General features: G+C 70.6%; 15 protein-coding genes. 4 read left to right on the top strand and 11 right to left on the bottom strand.

What is annotated here, in order from left to right; all coding sequences use genetic code 11:
* Nucleotides 1-6: 6 nt before the first annotated feature.
* Together wecB and GEV26_RS13775 are read right to left on the bottom strand one after the other, a co-directional pair.
* Nucleotides 7-1,161, bottom strand: coding sequence for a non-hydrolyzing UDP-N-acetylglucosamine 2-epimerase (wecB, locus tag GEV26_RS13780; protein ID WP_153653942.1), 1,155 nt, complete (start codon nucleotides 1,159-1,161; stop codon nucleotides 7-9).
* Complete coding sequence (locus GEV26_RS13775; protein WP_153653940.1) at nucleotides 1,158-1,826, bottom strand: hypothetical protein; 669 nt, start codon at nucleotides 1,824-1,826, stop codon at nucleotides 1,158-1,160. Before GEV26_RS13775 ends, wecB begins: the two co-directional genes overlap by 4 nt.
* 143 nt (nucleotides 1,827-1,969) lie before the next feature.
* Here GEV26_RS13775 and GEV26_RS13770 point away from each other — a divergent pair, with 143 nt between their 5' ends.
* The 3 genes from GEV26_RS13770 (at nucleotide 1,970) to GEV26_RS13760 (ending at nucleotide 5,370) form a co-directional block, all read left to right on the top strand.
* Nucleotides 1,970-2,662: a YveK family protein gene (locus tag GEV26_RS13770; RefSeq protein ID WP_153653939.1), complete on the top strand. Its 693-nt coding sequence runs from the start codon at nucleotides 1,970-1,972 to the stop codon at nucleotides 2,660-2,662.
* Between the two features lie 33 nt (nucleotides 2,663-2,695).
* Nucleotides 2,696-4,027, top strand: coding sequence for an O-antigen ligase family protein (locus GEV26_RS13765; protein ID WP_153653937.1), 1,332 nt, complete (start codon nucleotides 2,696-2,698; stop codon nucleotides 4,025-4,027).
* Nucleotides 4,028-4,131: 104 nt separating this feature from the next.
* On the top strand, nucleotides 4,132-5,370 hold the full coding sequence (locus tag GEV26_RS13760) for a right-handed parallel beta-helix repeat-containing protein (protein WP_153653935.1): 1,239 nt from the start codon (nucleotides 4,132-4,134) through the stop codon (nucleotides 5,368-5,370).
* Here GEV26_RS13760 and GEV26_RS13755 read toward each other — a convergent pair.
* Complete coding sequence (locus GEV26_RS13755; protein ID WP_153653934.1) at nucleotides 5,334-6,656, bottom strand: glycosyltransferase family 4 protein; 1,323 nt, start codon at nucleotides 6,654-6,656, stop codon at nucleotides 5,334-5,336. The genes GEV26_RS13760 and GEV26_RS13755 overlap by 37 nt on opposite strands.
* 2 nt (nucleotides 6,657-6,658) lie before the next feature.
* Between GEV26_RS13755 and GEV26_RS13750 the strand changes: the two genes are divergently transcribed.
* Nucleotides 6,659-7,558 (top strand): glycosyltransferase family 2 protein, encoded by a 900-nt coding sequence (locus GEV26_RS13750; protein WP_153653932.1) that lies wholly within the window; start codon nucleotides 6,659-6,661, stop codon nucleotides 7,556-7,558.
* Here the strand turns inward: GEV26_RS13750 and GEV26_RS13745 are convergent.
* The 8 genes from GEV26_RS13745 to GEV26_RS13710 are packed head-to-tail and all read right to left on the bottom strand — an operon-like array spanning nucleotide 7,527 to nucleotide 18,160.
* Entirely contained in the window at nucleotides 7,527-9,320 is a 1,794-nt protein-coding gene (locus GEV26_RS13745; RefSeq protein ID WP_153653930.1) for an asparagine synthetase B family protein, read from the bottom strand. The two genes, GEV26_RS13750 and GEV26_RS13745, sit on opposite strands and share 32 nt — an antisense overlap.
* On the bottom strand, nucleotides 9,317-11,716 hold the full coding sequence (locus GEV26_RS13740; protein ID WP_153653929.1) for a glycosyltransferase family 4 protein: 2,400 nt from the start codon (nucleotides 11,714-11,716) through the stop codon (nucleotides 9,317-9,319). The genes GEV26_RS13745 and GEV26_RS13740 overlap by 4 nt, the downstream gene beginning before the upstream one ends.
* Nucleotides 11,713-13,170, bottom strand: coding sequence for a lipopolysaccharide biosynthesis protein (locus GEV26_RS13735; RefSeq protein WP_153653927.1), 1,458 nt, complete (start codon nucleotides 13,168-13,170; stop codon nucleotides 11,713-11,715). The genes GEV26_RS13740 and GEV26_RS13735 overlap by 4 nt, the downstream gene beginning before the upstream one ends.
* The gene (locus GEV26_RS13730) at nucleotides 13,167-14,270 is read right to left on the bottom strand and encodes a DegT/DnrJ/EryC1/StrS family aminotransferase (protein ID WP_153653925.1); all 1,104 of its coding nucleotides are present in this window, start codon (nucleotides 14,268-14,270) and stop codon (nucleotides 13,167-13,169) included. Before GEV26_RS13730 ends, GEV26_RS13735 begins: the two co-directional genes overlap by 4 nt.
* Nucleotides 14,267-14,941, bottom strand: coding sequence for an acetyltransferase (locus GEV26_RS13725; RefSeq protein ID WP_153653923.1), 675 nt, complete (start codon nucleotides 14,939-14,941; stop codon nucleotides 14,267-14,269). Before GEV26_RS13725 ends, GEV26_RS13730 begins: the two co-directional genes overlap by 4 nt.
* Nucleotides 14,923-16,083 (bottom strand): DegT/DnrJ/EryC1/StrS family aminotransferase, encoded by a 1,161-nt coding sequence (locus GEV26_RS13720; RefSeq protein WP_153653921.1) that lies wholly within the window; start codon nucleotides 16,081-16,083, stop codon nucleotides 14,923-14,925. The genes GEV26_RS13725 and GEV26_RS13720 overlap by 19 nt, the downstream gene beginning before the upstream one ends.
* Nucleotides 16,080-17,078 carry an NAD-dependent epimerase/dehydratase family protein gene (locus GEV26_RS13715; protein ID WP_153653919.1) on the bottom strand — a complete coding sequence of 333 codons (999 nt, stop codon included), beginning with the start codon at nucleotides 17,076-17,078 and terminating at the stop codon, nucleotides 16,080-16,082. Before GEV26_RS13715 ends, GEV26_RS13720 begins: the two co-directional genes overlap by 4 nt.
* Nucleotides 17,075-18,160, bottom strand: a complete 1,086-nt coding sequence (locus GEV26_RS13710) for a Gfo/Idh/MocA family protein (RefSeq protein ID WP_243838763.1) — start codon at nucleotides 18,158-18,160, stop codon at nucleotides 17,075-17,077. The genes GEV26_RS13715 and GEV26_RS13710 overlap by 4 nt, the downstream gene beginning before the upstream one ends.
* Nucleotides 18,161-18,162: the final 2 nt, after the last annotated feature.

The following is an 18,162-nucleotide window of genomic DNA, read 5'->3' as shown; positions in this document are numbered from 1 at the left end:
CGGTGCTCACGCCGGGCTGAAGTCCTCCGGCCGATCGCCGAGGCCGAAGTGGTGCTCGATGGCCTGCACGGTGCGGTCCGAGGCCTTGCCGTCGCCGTAGGGATTCACGGCGTGTGCCATGGATGAATAGGCCGCCTCGTCGGTGAGCAGCTCGGTGACCGACGCGACGATGAGGTCCTCGTCCGTCCCCACCAGTCGTACGGTGCCCGCAGTCACCGCCTCGGGCCGCTCGGTCGTGTCGCGCAGCACGAGGACCGGCTTGCCGAGGCTCGGCGCCTCCTCCTGCACGCCGCCGCTGTCGGTCAGCATGATCGTCCCGGCGTCCATCGCGAGCGCGAAGTCGCTGTAGCTCAGCGGCTCGGTGATGACGACGTTGTCGAATCCCGTGAGCGGCGGCAGCAGCACCTCCCGGACTGTCGGGTTGAGGTGCGCCGGCAGCAGGAACAGGACGTCGGGGAAGGCCGATGCCAGACGGGCCAGTGCGCTGGCGGTCCTGGCCATCGGTTCGCCCCAGGACTCGCGGCGGTGGCTGGTGACCAGCACCATGCGGCGGCCCGGTGCGGTGTCGATGGCCGAGAGCGCGGGGTCGAGATGGGGGAGGCGACGGCTGACCACGTCCAGGAGCGCATCGATGACGGTGTTGCCGGTGACGCTGATCCTCTCGGGCGCGATGCCCTCGGCCATGAGGTTCGATCGAGACAGCGGGGTCGGCGCCAGGTGGAGCGAGGTCAGCTGCGAGGTCAGCCGCCGGTTGATCTCCTCCGGGAACGGGTTGTACAGGTCGCTGGTCCGCAGCCCCGCCTCCACGTGGATGACCGGGACCTTCTCGTAGAACGCCGCGAGTCCCGCGACGAAGCTCGTCGTCGTGTCCCCTTGCACCACGACGGCGTCCGGTCGCTCCGCGCGGATGGTGTCAGTCAGTCCGCCCAGGGCACGCATCGTGATCTCGTGCAGCTGCTGGCGTGGCTGGATGATGTCGAGATCGTGATCCGGGACGATGTCGAACAACGTGTTGACCTGGTCGAGCATCTCGCGATGCTGTCCGGTCACCGCGACCACGGCCTCCAGGTGCGGGGAGGCGGTCAGTCGCTTGACGACGGTGGCGAGCTTGATCGCCTCGGGCCGGGTGCCGTAGACGACCAGGATGCGCGCAGAGCTCATGAGGAGGTCACCGTTCTCGGGGGGCGGGGTCTCCCGCTGCGGCGGGCGGCCAGACGGTCGAGCCCGAGCACGGCGGAGACGGTCAGTCCAAGACCGAGGAGCGCCGTCGCACCGACCGCCCGTATCCGGCTCCCGCCGGCGAGGTTGACGCCCGGGTTCGTCGGAGCCAGATCGGTCCGGATCGTGTCGTCAGCAGGGACGCCGGCCGTGACCTGTATGTCGCGCGCGACGGTGCGGATCCGGGCGACCAGGCGATCGAGCCGTGCCCGCACTACGGCCTCGCTGGGCCCGGTGACCTGCACGCTGAGCATGGCCTGCTCGAAGTTGTGGGACCACTGACCACCGCTGTCCGGGAGGTCGACGGTGTAGCCGTCGCGAACTCCGCGGCCCAACAGCGTCACGTTCGCGGCCGTTGCGGGCTTCTGGCCGCCGGCGTTGACGATCTTCTCGACGTACCCCGCTGTGGCGACAAGGCTGGCCGACGCCGAGGTCAGCGAGTTGGGATGCTGGTCGGTGGTCGGCTCGAGGAACACGACGTTGGCCTGGCTCCAGTAGACGTCCTGGTGGGCGGCCACGAGGCTCATGGCGATCGCGACGCCGACGAGGCCCACAAGGGTCAGGACGCGTCGGTGCCAGAGCGTCCGCAGCACCTCGAGCACCGTCACATCCGCCTCCAAGAAGTGTGACCAAGTATCGCAGATCTGCCCTGCGGCGACAGGGTTTTTTCGCAGTCGAGACTTCTCGGCAGTTTCTGGGACGGAAGGGTTGTCTCGTACGTACAGTGAGATGAACTGGGCGAGAGGCGAACATGTATCTGCGCGATCTGGGCGACAGCCTCCTGAGACGTTGGTATCTGGTTCTCGGCGCGCTCGCGCTCACGGTGGGGGTGTGCTTCGCCGCGCTCAGCGCCGTCTCGCCCACCTATCAGACGACGTCCAGCCTCGTGCTGGTCCCGCCCAAGACCACGACCGGGGTGTCCGGCAACCCCTACCTGTATCTCGGCGGGCTGGAGCAGAGCGTCGACGTGCTGGCGCGCGCGGTGAACGCTGACGCCACGCGCGACCAGATCGCGAAGACCGCCACGACCGGCGAGTACGAGGTGAGCGCCGATCTGACCACCAGTGCTCCGATCCTGGTCATCACGGCCACGGACTCCTCGAGTGCGGGCGCACAGGAGATGCTCGATGCTGTCGTGGCCGAGGTGCCCACCGTCTTCCGGCGCCTGCAGGCCTCCCTCGGTGTCCGCGCGAACTCGCAGATCACCACGCTCGAGGTGCCCACTGACGACGGTCCGAGTGCGATCAACAAGGCGCGCTACCGCATGGCGGCCCTGGCGGGTGCGGTCTGGCTGTTCCTGGCGTTCGTGCTGATCGGCTTCCTCGACGGGGTGTTGCTGACCCGGACGATGCGCAGGTCCGCCGAGCTGCTTCTTCGGACCGACGCGATGGACGCCCCCTCCGAACAGACGGCAGGCAACAAGCAGAAGGCAGGCAACAAGTAGTGCTCGGCTCCGTCTGCCTGGGACGGGGGTCGCGTGAGCGTCGCGGCGCTTGAGCGTCTTCGAGCGGGACGCCGTCCTCCGCAGGCTGACGGCGTCACGGTCCTCACGGTCTACCTCATCGCCCTGACCTGCATCCCGTCGCGACTGGTCCTGAGCCCCTTGGGGGGCGCCGGCTCTCCTGCCGGGGTCGTGGGGCTCGGGTGCCTGGCGTGGTGGATCTGGTCCCGGGCACAGCGGTCGGAGCCGGACCCGGACGGGTTCCAGCCGGTGCGGTGGGCGTTCATCCTCATGGCGTTCGCCTTCTCGGCCAGCTTCATCGCCGCGATGACCCGACCCATCGCCGGTGAGGAGTTCAGCGGCGCGCAGCTGGGGATGGTGCTCGTGGCCGGGTGGGGCGGGGTGCTCCTGGTGGCCCACGACGGGATCCCGAGTCTCGAGCGCCTCTACGTGCTGCTGCGCCGCGTGGTGGCTGCGGGCGGCGCCATGGCGACCCTGGGCATCGCGCAGTTCGTGACGGGACAGCCGTTGGTGGACGGCATCAGCATCCCCGGCCTGTCGTCCAACCACACCATGTTCGGTCTGACCGAGCGGGAAGGCTTCACCCGTCCGAGCGGCATGGCGACGCATCCCATCGAGTACGGCGCGGTGATCACGATGATCCTGCCGCTGGCGCTCGCCCTCGCGTTCAGCGACACGTCACGCGGTGCGCTGCGTCGGTGGTTCCCGGTCCTCGCGCTGGCGATCTCGGTGCCGCTGTCGATCTCCCGGTCCGCTTTGTTGTCGGCAGTGGTGGGCTGCTTGGTCATCATCTTGAGCTGGCCCCCGGCCGCGCGACGGATCGCGGCGGCAGGCGCGGCAGTGATGACGGTCGGTGTCTACATCACGGTTCCGGGGATGCTCGGGAGCCTGCTGGGACTGTTCACCGGCATCGGCGGCGACAGCAGCGCACTGTCGCGCACCGGGTCGTATCCGATCGCGTTCGAGTTCGTGGAGAAATCCCCCTTGTTCGGCCGGGGATTCTCGACGTTCCTGCCGAAGTACCGGATCCTGGACAACCAGTTCCTCGGTCTGCTGATCGAGGTGGGCATCGTCGGACTGGCGGCGTTCGTCGCGCTGATCGTCACGGCCCTGGTGTGCGTCCTGCGGACCCGGCGCCGCGTGGGTGACGGGCTTCCGCGGCAGGCTGCGCAGGGCCTCGCGGCTGCTGTTGCAGCGGGCGCCGCGTCGCTCGCGGTGTTCGACGGACTGAGCTTCCCCATGTCCGCGGGCCTGTTCTTCCTCATGCTGGGCATGGCCGGCGCGGCAGTGCGGCTGAGCCGGCATGAGGCGGCGGTCCTGCACTCCGACGTGTCCCTAGAAGTTTGAGGTCTCCTCGATCGGTGTTACGTTTTTGGGGTTGGATCGCGGTGTCGGGCCCGCGCAGTCATTGAACCAATCGACGGCCGGGGCCCAGACCGAAAGACAGATTCATGCACTCAATCCGCAAGTACGTCTCCATGCCCGGAGACCGCAGGACACCTCTCATCCGCCTGATGTGCGTCATCGGTTTCGTGCTCGTGATCGCGACCGGGTCCTCGGCCGCCTTCGCCAACGGGGGTGATCGCTCCGAGTCCCAGTCGTCACCGGCGAGTGACGACGGAGGGACGGGCTGGTGGGGATGCCGTGACGACGACGCGGACGGCGACAGCTGGTGGAGCGGATGGCACCGGTACTGGTCGCGGCACTGCCCCGACGTTCCCGACGGCCCCACGACGCCGACCCCCGAGCCCACTCCCACGCCGGAGCCCACGACTCCGGAGCCCACGACGGCTGAACCCACGACGCCGGAGCCGACGGCCACCGAGCCCGAGCCGACGCCGACGGCGGAGCCCGAACCGACCACTCCCGCTCCATCCACACCGGGAGGCACGCGCTGCGCCGCGGTCCCCAGCTCCTGTGGATACCCCGACGCGACCAACACCGGTGTCCCGAGCGGGGTCGATCTCAAGAAGTCCGACTCGGTCAATGCCTCGCGGGACGGACAGGTCATCGACGGGCTCGACATCACCGGCGAGATCAACGTGACGGCCAAGAACGTCACCATCAAGAACACGAGGGTCACCGGCGGGCGGGGCGCGGGATCGGCCGACTGGGTCGTGATCGTGCGACCCGGCGCCGACAACCTGACGATCGTGGACTCCGAGATCAGGACCCCGGAGGGCACTCCTCAGGACATCGCCTGCGTCTTCAACATCGGAGACTCCAAGCCCACCGTCAAGCGGGTCGACATCCACGCCTGCAGCGCCGGCGTCTCGTCGGGCGGGGGCCTCGTGGAGGACTCGTACATCCATGACATGGCGGCCGTACCGGGTCTGTCCCACGACGTGGGGATCGCCTCCAACGGCGGCGGGGGCATGACGATCCGCCACAACACGATCTTCAACCAGTTCGATCAGACGGCCACGATCGCGTTCTACCAGGACTTCGGGACCCAGAAGAACAACCTGGTGGAGGACAACCTGTTGGCCGGCGGGGGCTACTGCGTCTACGGCGGCGCAGGTCAGAAGGGCGCCACGGCGAACATCCGGTTCGTCGACAACCGGTTCAGCAAGAAGTTCTCGCCGCGATGTGGCTACTACGGAGTCGTCGCCTCGTTCACGCTCTCGGACCCGGGGAACACCTGGACGGGCAACTACTGGGACGAGGACCTCACCCCGGTCGGCCGCTGAGGCTGGAGCGTCGTCGGTCTGCCGGGACCATCAGGTTCCCGGCAGATCGACGCGTAGAGGTCGCAGATCGCATCGACCTTCCCCGTCCACAGCCCGACACGCTCAACCCTCGACCGGGCCGCGGTCCCCATCGATGTCCGCAGGGCGGGATCGAGGATCAGTGAGGTCAGGGCCTCGGCGAGATCCCGGACGAGCTGATCGGGCGAGTGGACAGGCACACGGATCCCGCACGTGTCGTCGACGGCGGCGCCCGGACCGCCCCGATCGCAGGTGACGACGGGCAGATGGTGCCCCATCGCCTCGAACACGACATTGCCTCCCGGTTCGCGGAAGCTGGGGAAGACGAAGACGTCCGCCGCGCGGTAGAACTGCTCCACCTCCGCCCGGGTCCGCGCCCCGTGGAAGCGGACGCGCCCCTTGAGGTCCAGCTCGGCAGCCAGCCGTTCGCACTCGCCACGGTCGAAGCCGTCGCCGACGACGTCGAGGACCACGTCGTGCTCGCGCAGCAACGCCATGGCGCGGATGGCTTCCCGGGCGCCTTTCGTCCGCACCAGGCGACCGACGAACAGCAGGTGGATGGTCGGGCCATGGCGGACCGGTCGCCATTCGGGCAGGACGTCGAGCGCAGTCTCCGGCATCATTCGCAGGTCCCTCACCGGCACGTCGCTCAGCGCATCCGCGACGTAGGGCGCGATGCCGAGCACGATCGACGCGTCCGTGTACGTGCGACGAAGGAGCCAGTCGTGCCGCAGGCGCCACGGGTCGATCCGGCGCAGGCCGACGTACCACGGGGCGGTGTCGCCGTCCTCGAACCCGGAGGGGGAGCCCAGGCTGCCGCCGACCGGGCCCAGGATGAACGGGATGTCGAATCCGGCGAGAGGCGAGGGATATCGCATCGCGACCGGCAGGGGCTGGTGTGCGACGTCGAAGCGCTCTCCGCGTGCCAGCGCATCCCGGATCCATCGTCTCGCATGCCAGTGGAACGGGACGTACGCCGGCTTGGCGAGACTGTTGAGTCGCTCGGCACGGCCGAGGCCGCGCGGCTCCATCCACTCCACGACCCGCGCGTGCGGCAGCTGCGCGACCGCGCTCGGGCGGCCGCGCTTGCGATAGGTCAGGACGGTGGTGTCGAACCGCTCCGACAGGTGCGCGGCCCACTGGTAGGCGACCCAGGACTCGCCCACGTCGGAGCTGTCGATCGTGGGTGCCACGAGCAGCAGCCGCAGATCGTGCAGATCGGTTGGCCGAACCGACCGGTCGCGCGCCTGATCGGTCCTACGATTCATGGGTGGCTCCTGACGTCGTGGTGGTGATCGTGACGTACAACAGCGCGCCGATGATCGAGGGCCTGCTGGACTCGCTGGGTCCCGCGCTGGCGGGGCTCACCGCAGATGTCGTGGTGGTCGACAACGGTTCGTCCGACGAGACGGCGGCGATGGTGCGGGCCCGAGCGGACTGCCGACTGGTCGAGGCGGAGAACGACGGCTACTCGGCCGGGATCAACCGGGGCATACGATCGGCCGGTCCCACCGGAGACATCGTCATTCTCAACCCGGACGTCCGCCTGGACCCGGGGTCGATCCGGTCCCTCGTCCGAGCACTCGACGCGGAGGACGTGGGCATCAGCGCCCCTCGTGTGCGGTCCGCCGATGGGTCCCTGCACCTTTCGCTGCGGCGCGATCCCACGCTCCTGCGGGCCCTGGGACTCTCGCGGCTGCGCCGGGCGGCCTTCTCCGAGCACGTGCAGGAGACGTCGGCCTACCGCGTCGCCCATGACGTGGACTGGGCACTCGGAGCCGTCCTGGCGGTGTCCCGGCGCTGCCTGGATGCGGTCGGCCCGTGGGACGAGTCGTTCTTCCTGTACTCCGAGGAGACCGACTACTGCCTGCGGGCGCGCGATCTCGGCTTCCGGGTGCGGTACGAGCCCCAGGCCGGCGCGGTGCACATCGGGGCGCAGTCCGGCCGGAGTGATGTCATCCACACGATGCAGATCATCAATCGCGTCCGCCTGTACCGTCGTCGCAACGGTCTGCTGCGCTCGGCGTCCTACTTCGCGGCCACCGTCCTCAGCGAGATCAGCTGGGTGGCCCGCGGACACCGCCAGTCCCGGGCTGCCGTCGCGGCGCTGCTGCGTCCTCATCGTCGTCCTCCGCAGATCATGGGAACCGGCTCCCTGATCCCGCGGTGAGTGCCGGGACGGTGCCGCACGCGACCACCAGGTTGACAAGGAGGGCCACCGCGGACGGATCTGCGGGCTGCCCGCCGGTGACCACGCCCTCCAGCCAGGACTGGCGAAAGATGCCCAGATGGCGGAGCGGGTCCAGGATCTGCGGGTCGGTGCGCCAGTGCCGCACGACCTTGCCGGCGAGCAGCTCACCACCCGGCGGCGGATGCGTGACGTGTGACCATCGCTGCTGCGCCTTCCCGACCACCTTGCGGGCCTGGAGCGCTGCCAGTCGGCATCGGTTGGCGGCGGACGGCTCGGCGTACGTACGAGGGCTCGGCCGGTTGTCGAGCGGGATGTTCGCGAGATCGGGGTCCAGCTCGAGCAGGATGCGGCTCAAGAAGCGCATGTTCTTCTTGTCGGCCGGAGGGAGAGCGCGAGCGATCCGCACGAAGCGGTCGTCGAGCATCGGGTTGATGACCGGGCGGTCGAAGCACGTCGCCGACGCGAGCGTCCCCGCCCAGCGCTGCATGCGCTGCCACAGGTAGAACTCGTCCGTTGCGGTCCACCACGTGTCCGAGGCAGAGGTGAGAGCGTCGTGCACCCTGTCGACGGCGATCTCCGTGGCTGCGGCGGCGAAGGCCGGCTCGAGTGCGTCAGGGCTCACCCGCTCGTTGGGGAACAGGCGCCACTGGGCGAGGACCGAGGCCAGCGTCCGCGAGACCCCGACCGGCGCAAGAGGACCGAAGTAGTAGAAGCCCCGCGCCACCTCTCCGCCGAGGCCGGCCAGACGGGGCTGCTGGGACTGGGCCGGGTCGGCCCAGCGGATCGAGGCGAACGCGACGGGGTCGGCCGAGCAGTCGAGGTCCCGGGCTGCCGCCGCGCACAGTGACCATGCGTCCTCATCCGTCAACGCCTGGAGGCCGCGCAGCTCGACGGTCCGGTGCTTCATTCCCTGGTCCACCACGAGTCGCGAAGCGATCTCGACATCGGAGCTGCCGGGAACCGCCAAGGTCATCGCCTCGACACTGGACCGGCGGTTTCGCGGTATGGCTGCCAGAAGCAGGCGAGAGTCGAGACCTCCGGTGAGCTGCAGGACGGTGTCGGGGTGGCCGTCGAGCTGGACTGAGACGAAGTCGGACAGGACGTTCGCGGCGGTGCGCGCGGCGTCCGCCGCGGAGGGTGCGTCCCGGACGGGCGCCGGCGGGTCCTCGCACGAGGTGAGAACCCCGCGGGAGAGCGTGACTCGCGATCCCGGGCCCATCTTCTGGACGCCCGCGAAGGGAGTGCCGGCTCCCAGCTGCCAGCCCAGGAGCGACTGCACGCCGATGGCCTCGCGGTCGATGCGGCGATCGGTGGACAGGCCTGCCAGGACCGCGGACGACGACGAGGCGCCCACGATCCCGTCGCCCTCACTGAGATAGAGGTGGCGCATGCCCAGCCAGTCGACCACCAGGACCAGCCGACCCAGCGCCGCGTCCCAGTCGATCGCGGCGAAGGGCGGCAGGACGTCCCGCAGGTCCAGCTCGCCCGTGACGATGCGCCGCGCCTCGTCCGGGCCGACATCCGCGCGGCTCGTGCGGGCCCCGCGGGTGAGGACGATCGGGGCGTCGAGTGTGCGGTGCCGGAGGTCGCCCCACAGCACGACGTGGGTGTGCTCGTCGGCTGCGATCACGGAGGCGGCCGGGACGAGGCTCGTCGTCCGGCGCGCACGCTCTCGGGCCAGCTGCCCCGAGGCGGAGCTGAAGACCGCGAAGCCGGGGGTCCGCTCCGCCGGCGTGCTCATGACCCGCCGTCCCGGGCCGCGCCGATGGCCGCCAGCAGCTGGTCCGCGCGAGCTTCCCAGCTGTGAGCGGCCGCGACTGCTCGACGCCGCTCGCGAAGCTGCGGGTCGACCGGGCGCTCGATCGCCTGGGCGGTCAGCTTGGCGAAGTCTGCCGGGGTCGAGGCCAGCATCACGAGGTCCGTGCGGAGCGCACGGGCGGACGGCAGATCGGTCGAGACCACGGGCAGGCCGGCGGCCAGGTACTCGAGGGACTTGAGGGGAGAGCTCGAGCGGTTGAAGGCCGTGTCGGTGTAGGGGGTCAGACCGACGTCCATGGCGAACAAAAAGGCAGGGAGGCGCTCGAACGGCTGCCGATCGATCCACTGGACGTTGTGCCTCCCGATCAATGCGTCGAGCCGTGCACGGGTCCCGGGGGACATCTCATGGCGAGGTCCGAGAAGGAGGAGGCCGACCTCCAGCTCGGCCACGGCCTCGAGCATCCCCAGGTCGAGCCGGTCGTTCAGCTGTCCGACCACCCCGGCAACGGGCCGGTCCAGGACCAGCTCCGGTGGCCCGGCGATCGAGAGGTCCGTCAGGAAGTGGCGGTGACTCGTGCCGTTGGGCAGGGTCATCGCGTGGGCGTCTCCGCCGCGCAGATCGGCCGTCAGGGACTCCGAGACCCCGACGACGAGGTCGCTGCGGCGGACGTTGGCCCTCCGACGTCGTGTCGCGTACGCCGGCGCGAATCCCAGCAGCTCCGCGCCGGCCACGAAGTCGTCGGTCTCGAAGTAGACCTTGACGGCGTCGTCGTCCCAGGCCGGCAGGAGCTGCCCAGGAGAGCTGACGATCACTGCGGAGACGTCGGCCCCATGCTGCCTCGCCGCGCGCCGCGCATTGCGCTGGGTGAGCCACCGGGCGATGCTACGCAGCAGGGGGCGGCTCACTCCGGGCGGGCAGCTGGTGGAGACCCGGAGGAGGCGGCTGCCGGCGTCGCCCACCTCGCTCAGCGGGGGCACGGTGATCCCGCGGCGCCGTCGCGCGACCCACGACATCGGGGGATCGACCCAGATGACCCGCTGTCGCCGGGCGAGGGCTGTCGCGAGGTGCCGGTCGGTCCCGGCCACCGCGTCCCAGGACACGCCCGCGAAGTACACGATCGTGCCGTCGGTGGACGCCCCGGGCGGCGGAGGGCCGGACCGGACGACCGGTCGCGCGTTGAAGTCGTCCGTCGAACGGCGGCCGCGTGCTCGGGCGGCACGCTTGGCGAGGTGGTACGTGCCGAACGCGGCCACGGCTGCCGCCTCTGCGGTGACGCTCGGTCGGGGGCGCGCGGTGTCGAGCGCGGTCCGGTAGATCGCGAGCTGTCGGTCGGCGGCCGCGGCGAGCGAGAACCGCTGCTCGACGGTGGTGCGGGCGAAACGTCCCAGATCCGCGCGCCGCTGAGGAGCATCCAGCAGCTCCCGCAGCATCGCTGCCAGAGCGGCGACCGGTGCTGAGCCGCCGTGTCCGTACCAGCCGGTCCAGAGGAAGTCAGGGAGCGACTCGGGCGTCAGCAGGCGGAAGAAGCCACCCTCGCCCTGGACGATGAGGGGCTTGGCGAACGCCATGGATCGCAGCGCGGACCCGCCCATGCCGATGCAGACGTCCGCCAGGTCGTAGGCCGGACGTGGGTCCTCGAGCTCGCCGGTGAGGATGACGGCTCGGCGTCCCAGGGCCTGGTTGACCTCCGCGGCGCGGCGCGCCACCTCGTCGCGGGAGTCGCCGTCGCCCACGATGAGCAGCTGCACCGGGTGCTCGGGATGCAGGACTCCCACGGCGTCGATCGCGGTGAGCAGCCCCTCGAGCTTGAGCTGGCGGGCCAGCCTGGTCACGCACACCACGGTCGGTATGTCGTCGCGCAGGCCCCATTGCTCCCGGACGGCCTGGAGGTCGCCGGCCGCCCCGGGGTGGTTGGTCGTCAGGTCGACCGGAGGCTCGAGGACCGACACGAGGCAGCGTCCGTCGGCACGCTCCTGGGCCGCGATCTGTTCGGTGCCGACCACCAAGGGGATCGAGCGCGGCAGGAACGGTGCGACTGCCATGGACATGACGGTGGTGACGGCCTGGGCGTGCGGACGTCCGCGACAGGCGAGGTACGCCTCGAGCCCAGGTGGCCACTCGTAGCCGTGCACGATGTCGATGTGACGCTCGTCGACGATGCGCCCGATGTCGTGCACCACGGACCGGGTCGGGCGGCGACCCAGCGGCGGGGAGGCGATCATCTCGAGTCCCAGGTCGGCGATCCTGGCGCTGAGCGCGCCCGGCTGGCCGTAGACGATCACCTCGTGGCCGAGCCGGCTGATCTCGTGGCCGATCTCGATCGCGTTGAGCTGGCTGCCTCCGATGCCCAGGTCGTGCGGGTACACGAGGATCCTCATGAGACCACCGCCGTCGGCCGCGACCGCAACATCGCGACCGTCGACCGCTCACGCCACAGCAGTCCGCCCGTCGTCGCCGCGCCCAGCAGCCCTGCGGCGGCCAGCGTGGAGAACGTCCCGAGAGTGGCAGCTGCGGCCGTCAGCACGACCCCGAGGGCGACGGTCACCGTCAGCGCGAGAGCCGCGTGCCTCCAGACGGCACGCAGGTCGATGCCGACGCCGGCGAGCGCACGAAGGTACAACGGCAGGACGACGACCCCGGCCACCCCCGCGACGGCCAGCCCCGCCCCACCTGCCCCGCCGACCCTCACGCCCACGATCACGGACGGTACGAGGGCCACGAGCCACACCAGCTGGATCGCGAGGATCGAGCGGGACCGCCGCAGGACGACGAGGTAGTCGTAGGTCAGCTCGAAGAAGATGCGCAGTGCGGCCAGCAGGCAGAGCCATCGCAGGGGAGTGGCCGCCGGCGCCCACTCGGGTCCGTACACGAACCGGATGATGTCGGGGGCGCAGGCGCCGAGCACCAGGCAGCTGGGCAGGGCGACAGCCGCCAGCGGACGGAGGATGCGGTGGAATGTCGCGGTCATCGCCGCGGGGTCGTGCTGCAGGCGGGCGAACATCGCGGGCGCGACGCTTCGCAACGGCTGCGAGAAGATGCTGACGGGCCAGCTGGACAGGTTGAACGCCAGGACGTAGTAGCCCAGCACCACCGGACCGAGCAGGTGCCCGACGGCGAGCTGGTCGACGAAGCCGATCGCGAAGACGACGAGACTCGCGCCGGCGAGTGGACCGCCGAACCGCAGCAGCGCCCGGACGTGTCGGCGGTCGAGGCCGACCCGGTACGGCAGGGGGGAGTAGGCGAGCAGCAGGACGCCGGACGTCAGCGCCCCCGCGAGCCGGCCGATGACGAGGCTCCAGGCGCCCGCCCCGGACAGCGCCAGGGCCAGCGACACCCCGGCACCGACCCAGACGTTGACCTGGTCGCTGATCATCCGCCGGTCCTGCCGGAAGTAGCGCTGCAGCAGCGCGGCAGGGGTGGCCACTGCGCCGTTGATCAGGACGCAGAGGCTGAGCGCGCGGACCATGCCGGCCGCGCTCGAGTCGCCCATGGCGTCGGCGAACGGGCCTGCAGCCAGCAGCATCCCCACGGTGATCAGGGCGCTCATGGCGAGCGACACGGTGGTGACCGTCGGCGCGATGGCTCGCGGATCCTCGGTCCAGCGCACGATCGCCAGGCTGACCCCGAGCTCGTTGAAGCTCAGCACCGCGAGCAGGGCGATGAAGGCGACCGCGTACGTGCCGAACTCCTCGGGACCGAGCAGCCGCGCGAGAGCGATGCCGATGGCCAAGGTGCCGAGCCGCGCGATCACGGTGTTGGCAAAGCTCCAGGCGAACGCCGACGAGGCGTTCCCTGCGGCGGTGGCCTCCGCGTCGTGCCCGCTCGACGTCACCGCAACGCCTCCACGAGGCTCGCCACGACGTGCTCCTGCTGCTCGGGGGAGAGGTGGGGGAACATCGGCAGCGACAGGATCCGGTCCGCCGCAGCCTCCGCCACGGGGAAGCGGCCCCGGCCGAGGCCGAGGTGGGCGTAGGCCCGGGTGAGGTGCACGGGGGTCGGGTAGTGGATGCCCGCGCCGACCCCTGCGGCGTGGAGCGCGCCGAGGACGTCGTCGCGATCGTCGACCTGGACGACGTAGAGGTGCCAGACATCGATGTTGCCCGGGGCCGAGCAGGGGCGGGTGACGCGGTCGACGGGCGAGAGCAGCTCGTCGTAGCGGGCGGCTGCCTTGCGGCGGCTCTCGTTCCACCCCGCCAGGCGCTTGAGCTTGGCCTTCAGGACGACGGCCTGGACCGTGTCGAGGCGGGAGTTCATCCCGATCACGTCGTGGACGTACTTGGCGGGGCTCCCGTGGGCGGCCAGCACGCGAACGGCCTGGGCGATGCCCGCGTCATTGGTGGTGACCGCGCCGGCATCGCCGGCCGCGCCGAGGTTCTTGCCCGGGTAGAAGCTGGTCGCCGCGACGAGACCCAGCCCTCCCGAGAGCTGATCGTGCCGGGCCGCCCCCTGCGACTGGGCGGCGTCCTCGACGACCGGGATGCCGGCGGGGGCCGCGATCTCGGCGATGCGCTCCATCGGAGCCATCTGGCCGAACAGGTGGACCGGCACGATGGCCTGGGTCCGCGAGGTGACGGCCTCCCCGACCCGGTCCGGGTCGATCAGCAGGTGGACCGGGTCCACGTCGACCAGGACCGGACGGGCACCGATGCGGGAGACCGCCTCGGCCGTGGCGATGAACGTGTTGGCCGGCAGGATCACCTCCCCGCCGGGGGTGACGCCCGCGACCCGGAGCGCGAGCTCGAGCGCGTCCGTCCCGTTGCCGACGCCGACGCAGTGCGCAACGCCGGTCTCGGCGGCATATGCCTGCTCGAACTCCTCCACGTCGACACCGCCGACGAAGGCGGTGGCAGCGAACACGCGGTCGAGCCCGGCCCTGACCTCGGCAGCGACCTCTGCCTGTTGGGCGCCGAGGTCCACCAGCGGGACCCTCATGAGACCGCCTCCATCGTGGTCGCCGCGGTCAGGCGGCGTCCGGGGGCGAGAAGACGTGCCGGGACCCCCGCCCACGTCTCGCCGTCGGGCAGGTCCTGCAGCAGGGTCGATCCCATCCCGAGCGTGCTGCCGGCACCCACGCGCACGTCCTGCCGCACGCTCGCGTTGGTGCCGAGATAGGCAGCCGGCCCCACCGAGACCCCGCCGGCGAGGCTCACGCCGGCGCACAACGTGGCGTAGTCACCGACGACGTCGTCGTGGGTGAGCGTGACGTTGGGCATCGCGACGACATGACGGCCGATGCGCACGTCGGCGGTGATCGCGACCTGCGCGAGCAGCACGGACCCCACGCCGAGGAAGCACGAGCGGGGGACCTGCACGGACGGGTGGACCACGGTGCCGAACCGCGACGGCCCGATGTCGTGATCGGCGAGCCGGTCGACGATCGCCTGCCGTGTCCGCCCCTGTCCGGCGCAGACCACGACGTACGAGCTGCGGTCCCAGTAGACCTGGTCGAGCCCGCCGAGCACGGGCATGCCGTTGACGGAGGTCCCGTGCACGCCCGGGTCGTCGTCGACGACGCCGAGGATCCGGTAACGGCCCGAGGCGGTGACGGCCTCGCCGACCTCCCGGGCCAGCCCGCCGGCGCCGATCAGGATGAGGTTGTCCATCGTTCTTCCCCGCTTCCGCTGATGAGGGCTGCGATGACGCGGGCCTGCTCGCCCACGGACATCTGGTGGAACAGGGGCAGGATCAGCGTCGTGTCGCTCAGGTGCTCCGAGACCGGCAGCGGGCCGGTCCCGAGCGCCTCGTGGGCGTACGCCGGCTGACGGTGCGCGGTCATGATGCCGCGGCGCGCCGAGATGTCCAGCGACGCCAGATGCGTCAGGAGGCCGTCCCGGTCGAGCGGATAGGGATCGGTGACCTCGATCCAGTACGACTGGAAGTTCGTCGTGCCCCAGCTCGGGTCGGCGACCGGGCGCAGGCCCTCGATGTCGCTGACGTACTTGGTGTAGACCCCGGCGAGCTCTCGCCGGCGTTCCACCAGGTCGCGCATCTTGCGCAGCTGCACGATCCCGACCGCGGCCTGCATGTCGGTCATGCGGTAGTTGAAGCCGATCTCGGTGTACTCCTCGATCGGCGCCAAGGTGGTCCCGTGGCGATCGGCCGCCGACACGCTCATCGCGTGCTCACGAAGGCGTCGCGCCCGGTCGGCCCAGTCGGCACGGGACGTGGTGACCATGCCGCCCTCGCCGGTCGTGACGATCTTGCGGGGGTGGAACGACCAGACCGCGATCTCCGCGCCCGCCGCGACCGGGCGCCCGTGATAGGTCGACCCGGCACCGCAGGCGGCGTCCTCGATCACCACGATGCCGCGGGGGTCGCACAGTGCGCGGAGCTCGCGGAGGTCGACGGGAACGCCGCCCTGGTCCACCGCGATGACCGCCCGCGTCCGCTCCGAGAGCGCCCGCTCCACCGTGTCGGCCGTCAGGTTGCCGGTCACGGGGTCGACGTCCGCGAACACCGGTCGGGCTCCGACGTACGTAGGGGCGTTCGCGGTCGCGATGAACGAGAAGGACGGGACCACCACCTCGTCGCCGAGCCGTACGCCCGCGACCTCCAGAGCGAGGTGCAGGGCGGTCGTGCAGCTGGACACGGCGATCGCGTGGTCGGCCTGCTGCAGGCGCGCGAAGGCGTCCTCGAATGCCGCGACGCGTGGACCCTGGGCGATCCAGCCGGACGAGATCACCTCGGTGAGGGCGGCGACCTCCTCCTTGCCGAGCCACGGCTGCATCACGTTCACGCGGCTCATCGGCGGGTCTCCATGCTGCGGCCGACCGAGATCTCCGCCCGTAGCGGCCGCCACCAGCTCACCAGCTCGGCCAGCCCGTCGGCGAGGTCCACCCGTGTCTCGAAGCCCAGGTCCCGGCGCGCGGCCGACACGTCCGCGAGCCGGCGGGCCACCCCGTTGACGGCCCGCTCCGGCCCGTGCTCGACCGGGACGTGCGATCCCATGACCTCGGACAGGGTCTCGGCCAGCTGCAGCAGGCTCGTCTCGGTGCCCGACGCGATGTTGTAGACGCCCTCGGTGACCCTGCTCTCGGCGGCCAGGATGTTGGCACGGGCGATGTCGGTCGTGAACGCGAAGTCCATGGTCTGCCACCCGTCTCCGAACACGAGGGGCGCCTCGCCGTCCTCGATGCGCTCCATCCACCGCACCAGCACCTCGGTGTAGAGGCCGTGCACGTCCATCCGCGGCCCGTACACGTTGAAGTAGCGCAGCAGGACGTAGTCGAGCCCGTGCATCGCCCGGAAGCTGCGCAGCATGCCCTCGTTGAACGACTTGGCAGCACCGTAGAACGTGTCGTTGTTGTGGTGGTGGTGCCGCTCGTCGGTGGGGAACTCCTCCGCCATCCCGTAGACGGACGCGGACGAGGCCGACACGACCTTGTCGACGCCTCCGTCGACGGCCGCCTCGTAGACGTTGAACGTCCCGTCGACCAGCACCTCGAGCGCGAGCCTCGGCTCCTCGGCGCACTGGGTGATCCGCAGCGCCGCCTGGTGGAAGACGACGTCCTGGCCGAGGGTGACGTCGTGGACCAGGTCCCGGTCACGGATGTCGCCCTCGACCAGGGTCACCCGGCCGGTGGCGAGCGCCGCGTCGAGATTGCCCAGGCGCCCCCGCACGAGGTTGTCGAGGACGTCGACGTGGCTCGCGCCTGCGTCGAGCAGCTGGTCCACGATCGTCGATCCGATCGTCCCGGCACCGCCGGTCACGAGCACGCGGGCTCCGTCGAGTGAGGTCATGCGGCTGTCACCTTCCTGGTGGCGATCGGGGGTACGGGGACGGGTGCCGGCTCCATGCCGGTGAGCGCTCCGTCGGTGCGCAGGCTCCGGGCGGCCGCCTCGAGGACCGAGAGCACCCGCAGGCCCGACTCGCCGTCGGTGCGGGACGAACGGCCCTCGCGGATGCACGCCGCGAACTCGGTCGCCATCTGCCCGAGGGCCTCACGATGGGGCAGCGCCGGCGCCCAGGTGTCGCCGAGCCGGTAGGAGATGGTCGAGTCCCGCCGATCCGCGGCCGTGGACGACTGCCCGGCGAGGTCCACCCCGCGGTCGTACACGCTCAGGGGCTGTTGGGGGTTGAGGTCGTCCCACACGAGGGTGCGGCGGGTCCCTCCGATGACCATCTGGCGGATCTTGGTCGGGCTGAGCCAGTTGACGTGGACGTGGGCGAGGGCGCCGTCGCCGAACGGCAGCGTCAGGTAGCCGACGCACGGCCGGCCGGCTCCGAGCGGATCGGCGCCGTGGGCCGCGACCCCGGACGGGCGCAGGCCGCCCGGCAGGATGAAGTCGAGGATCGACAGGTCGTGCGGCGCGAGGTCCCAGAACACGTCGACGTCGGGCTGGATCAGCCCGAGGTTGATGCGCACGGAGTCCACGAAGAGGATGTCGCCGAGCGAGCCGTCCGCGATGAGCTCGCGGATCTTCAGGACGGCCGGCGTGTAGCAGTACGTGTGATCGGCCATCAGGACCAGACCGCGGTCCCGGGCGATCGTGACCATCTGCGTCGCGTTCGCGAGGCTGTCGGCCAGCGGCTTCTCCACCACGACGTGCTTGCCGGCCTCCAGCGCCGGCAGGGCGATCGCCTGGTGGGTCCGCGCGGGCGTCGCGATGGCCACCGCGTCGATGTCGGGGCGGGCCAGCACCTCCTCCAGCGAGCTGGTGACGGTGACACCGTCCCCGGCCACCCTGCGGGCGCGGTCCAGGTCGAGGTCGCAGACGGCGCGCAGCTCCCAGTCGTCGCTGGAGCGGAAGTTGCGCGCGAGGTTGGGACCCCAGTAGCCCGCTCCGATGACGGCGACCCCGAGTGTGTTGTCAGTTGTCACGA

This window comes from Aeromicrobium yanjiei, from assembly GCF_009649075.1.
Lineage (GTDB): Bacteria > Actinomycetota > Actinomycetes > Propionibacteriales > Nocardioidaceae > Aeromicrobium > Aeromicrobium yanjiei.
This window is presented reverse-complemented; position numbering and strand designations above follow the sequence as displayed.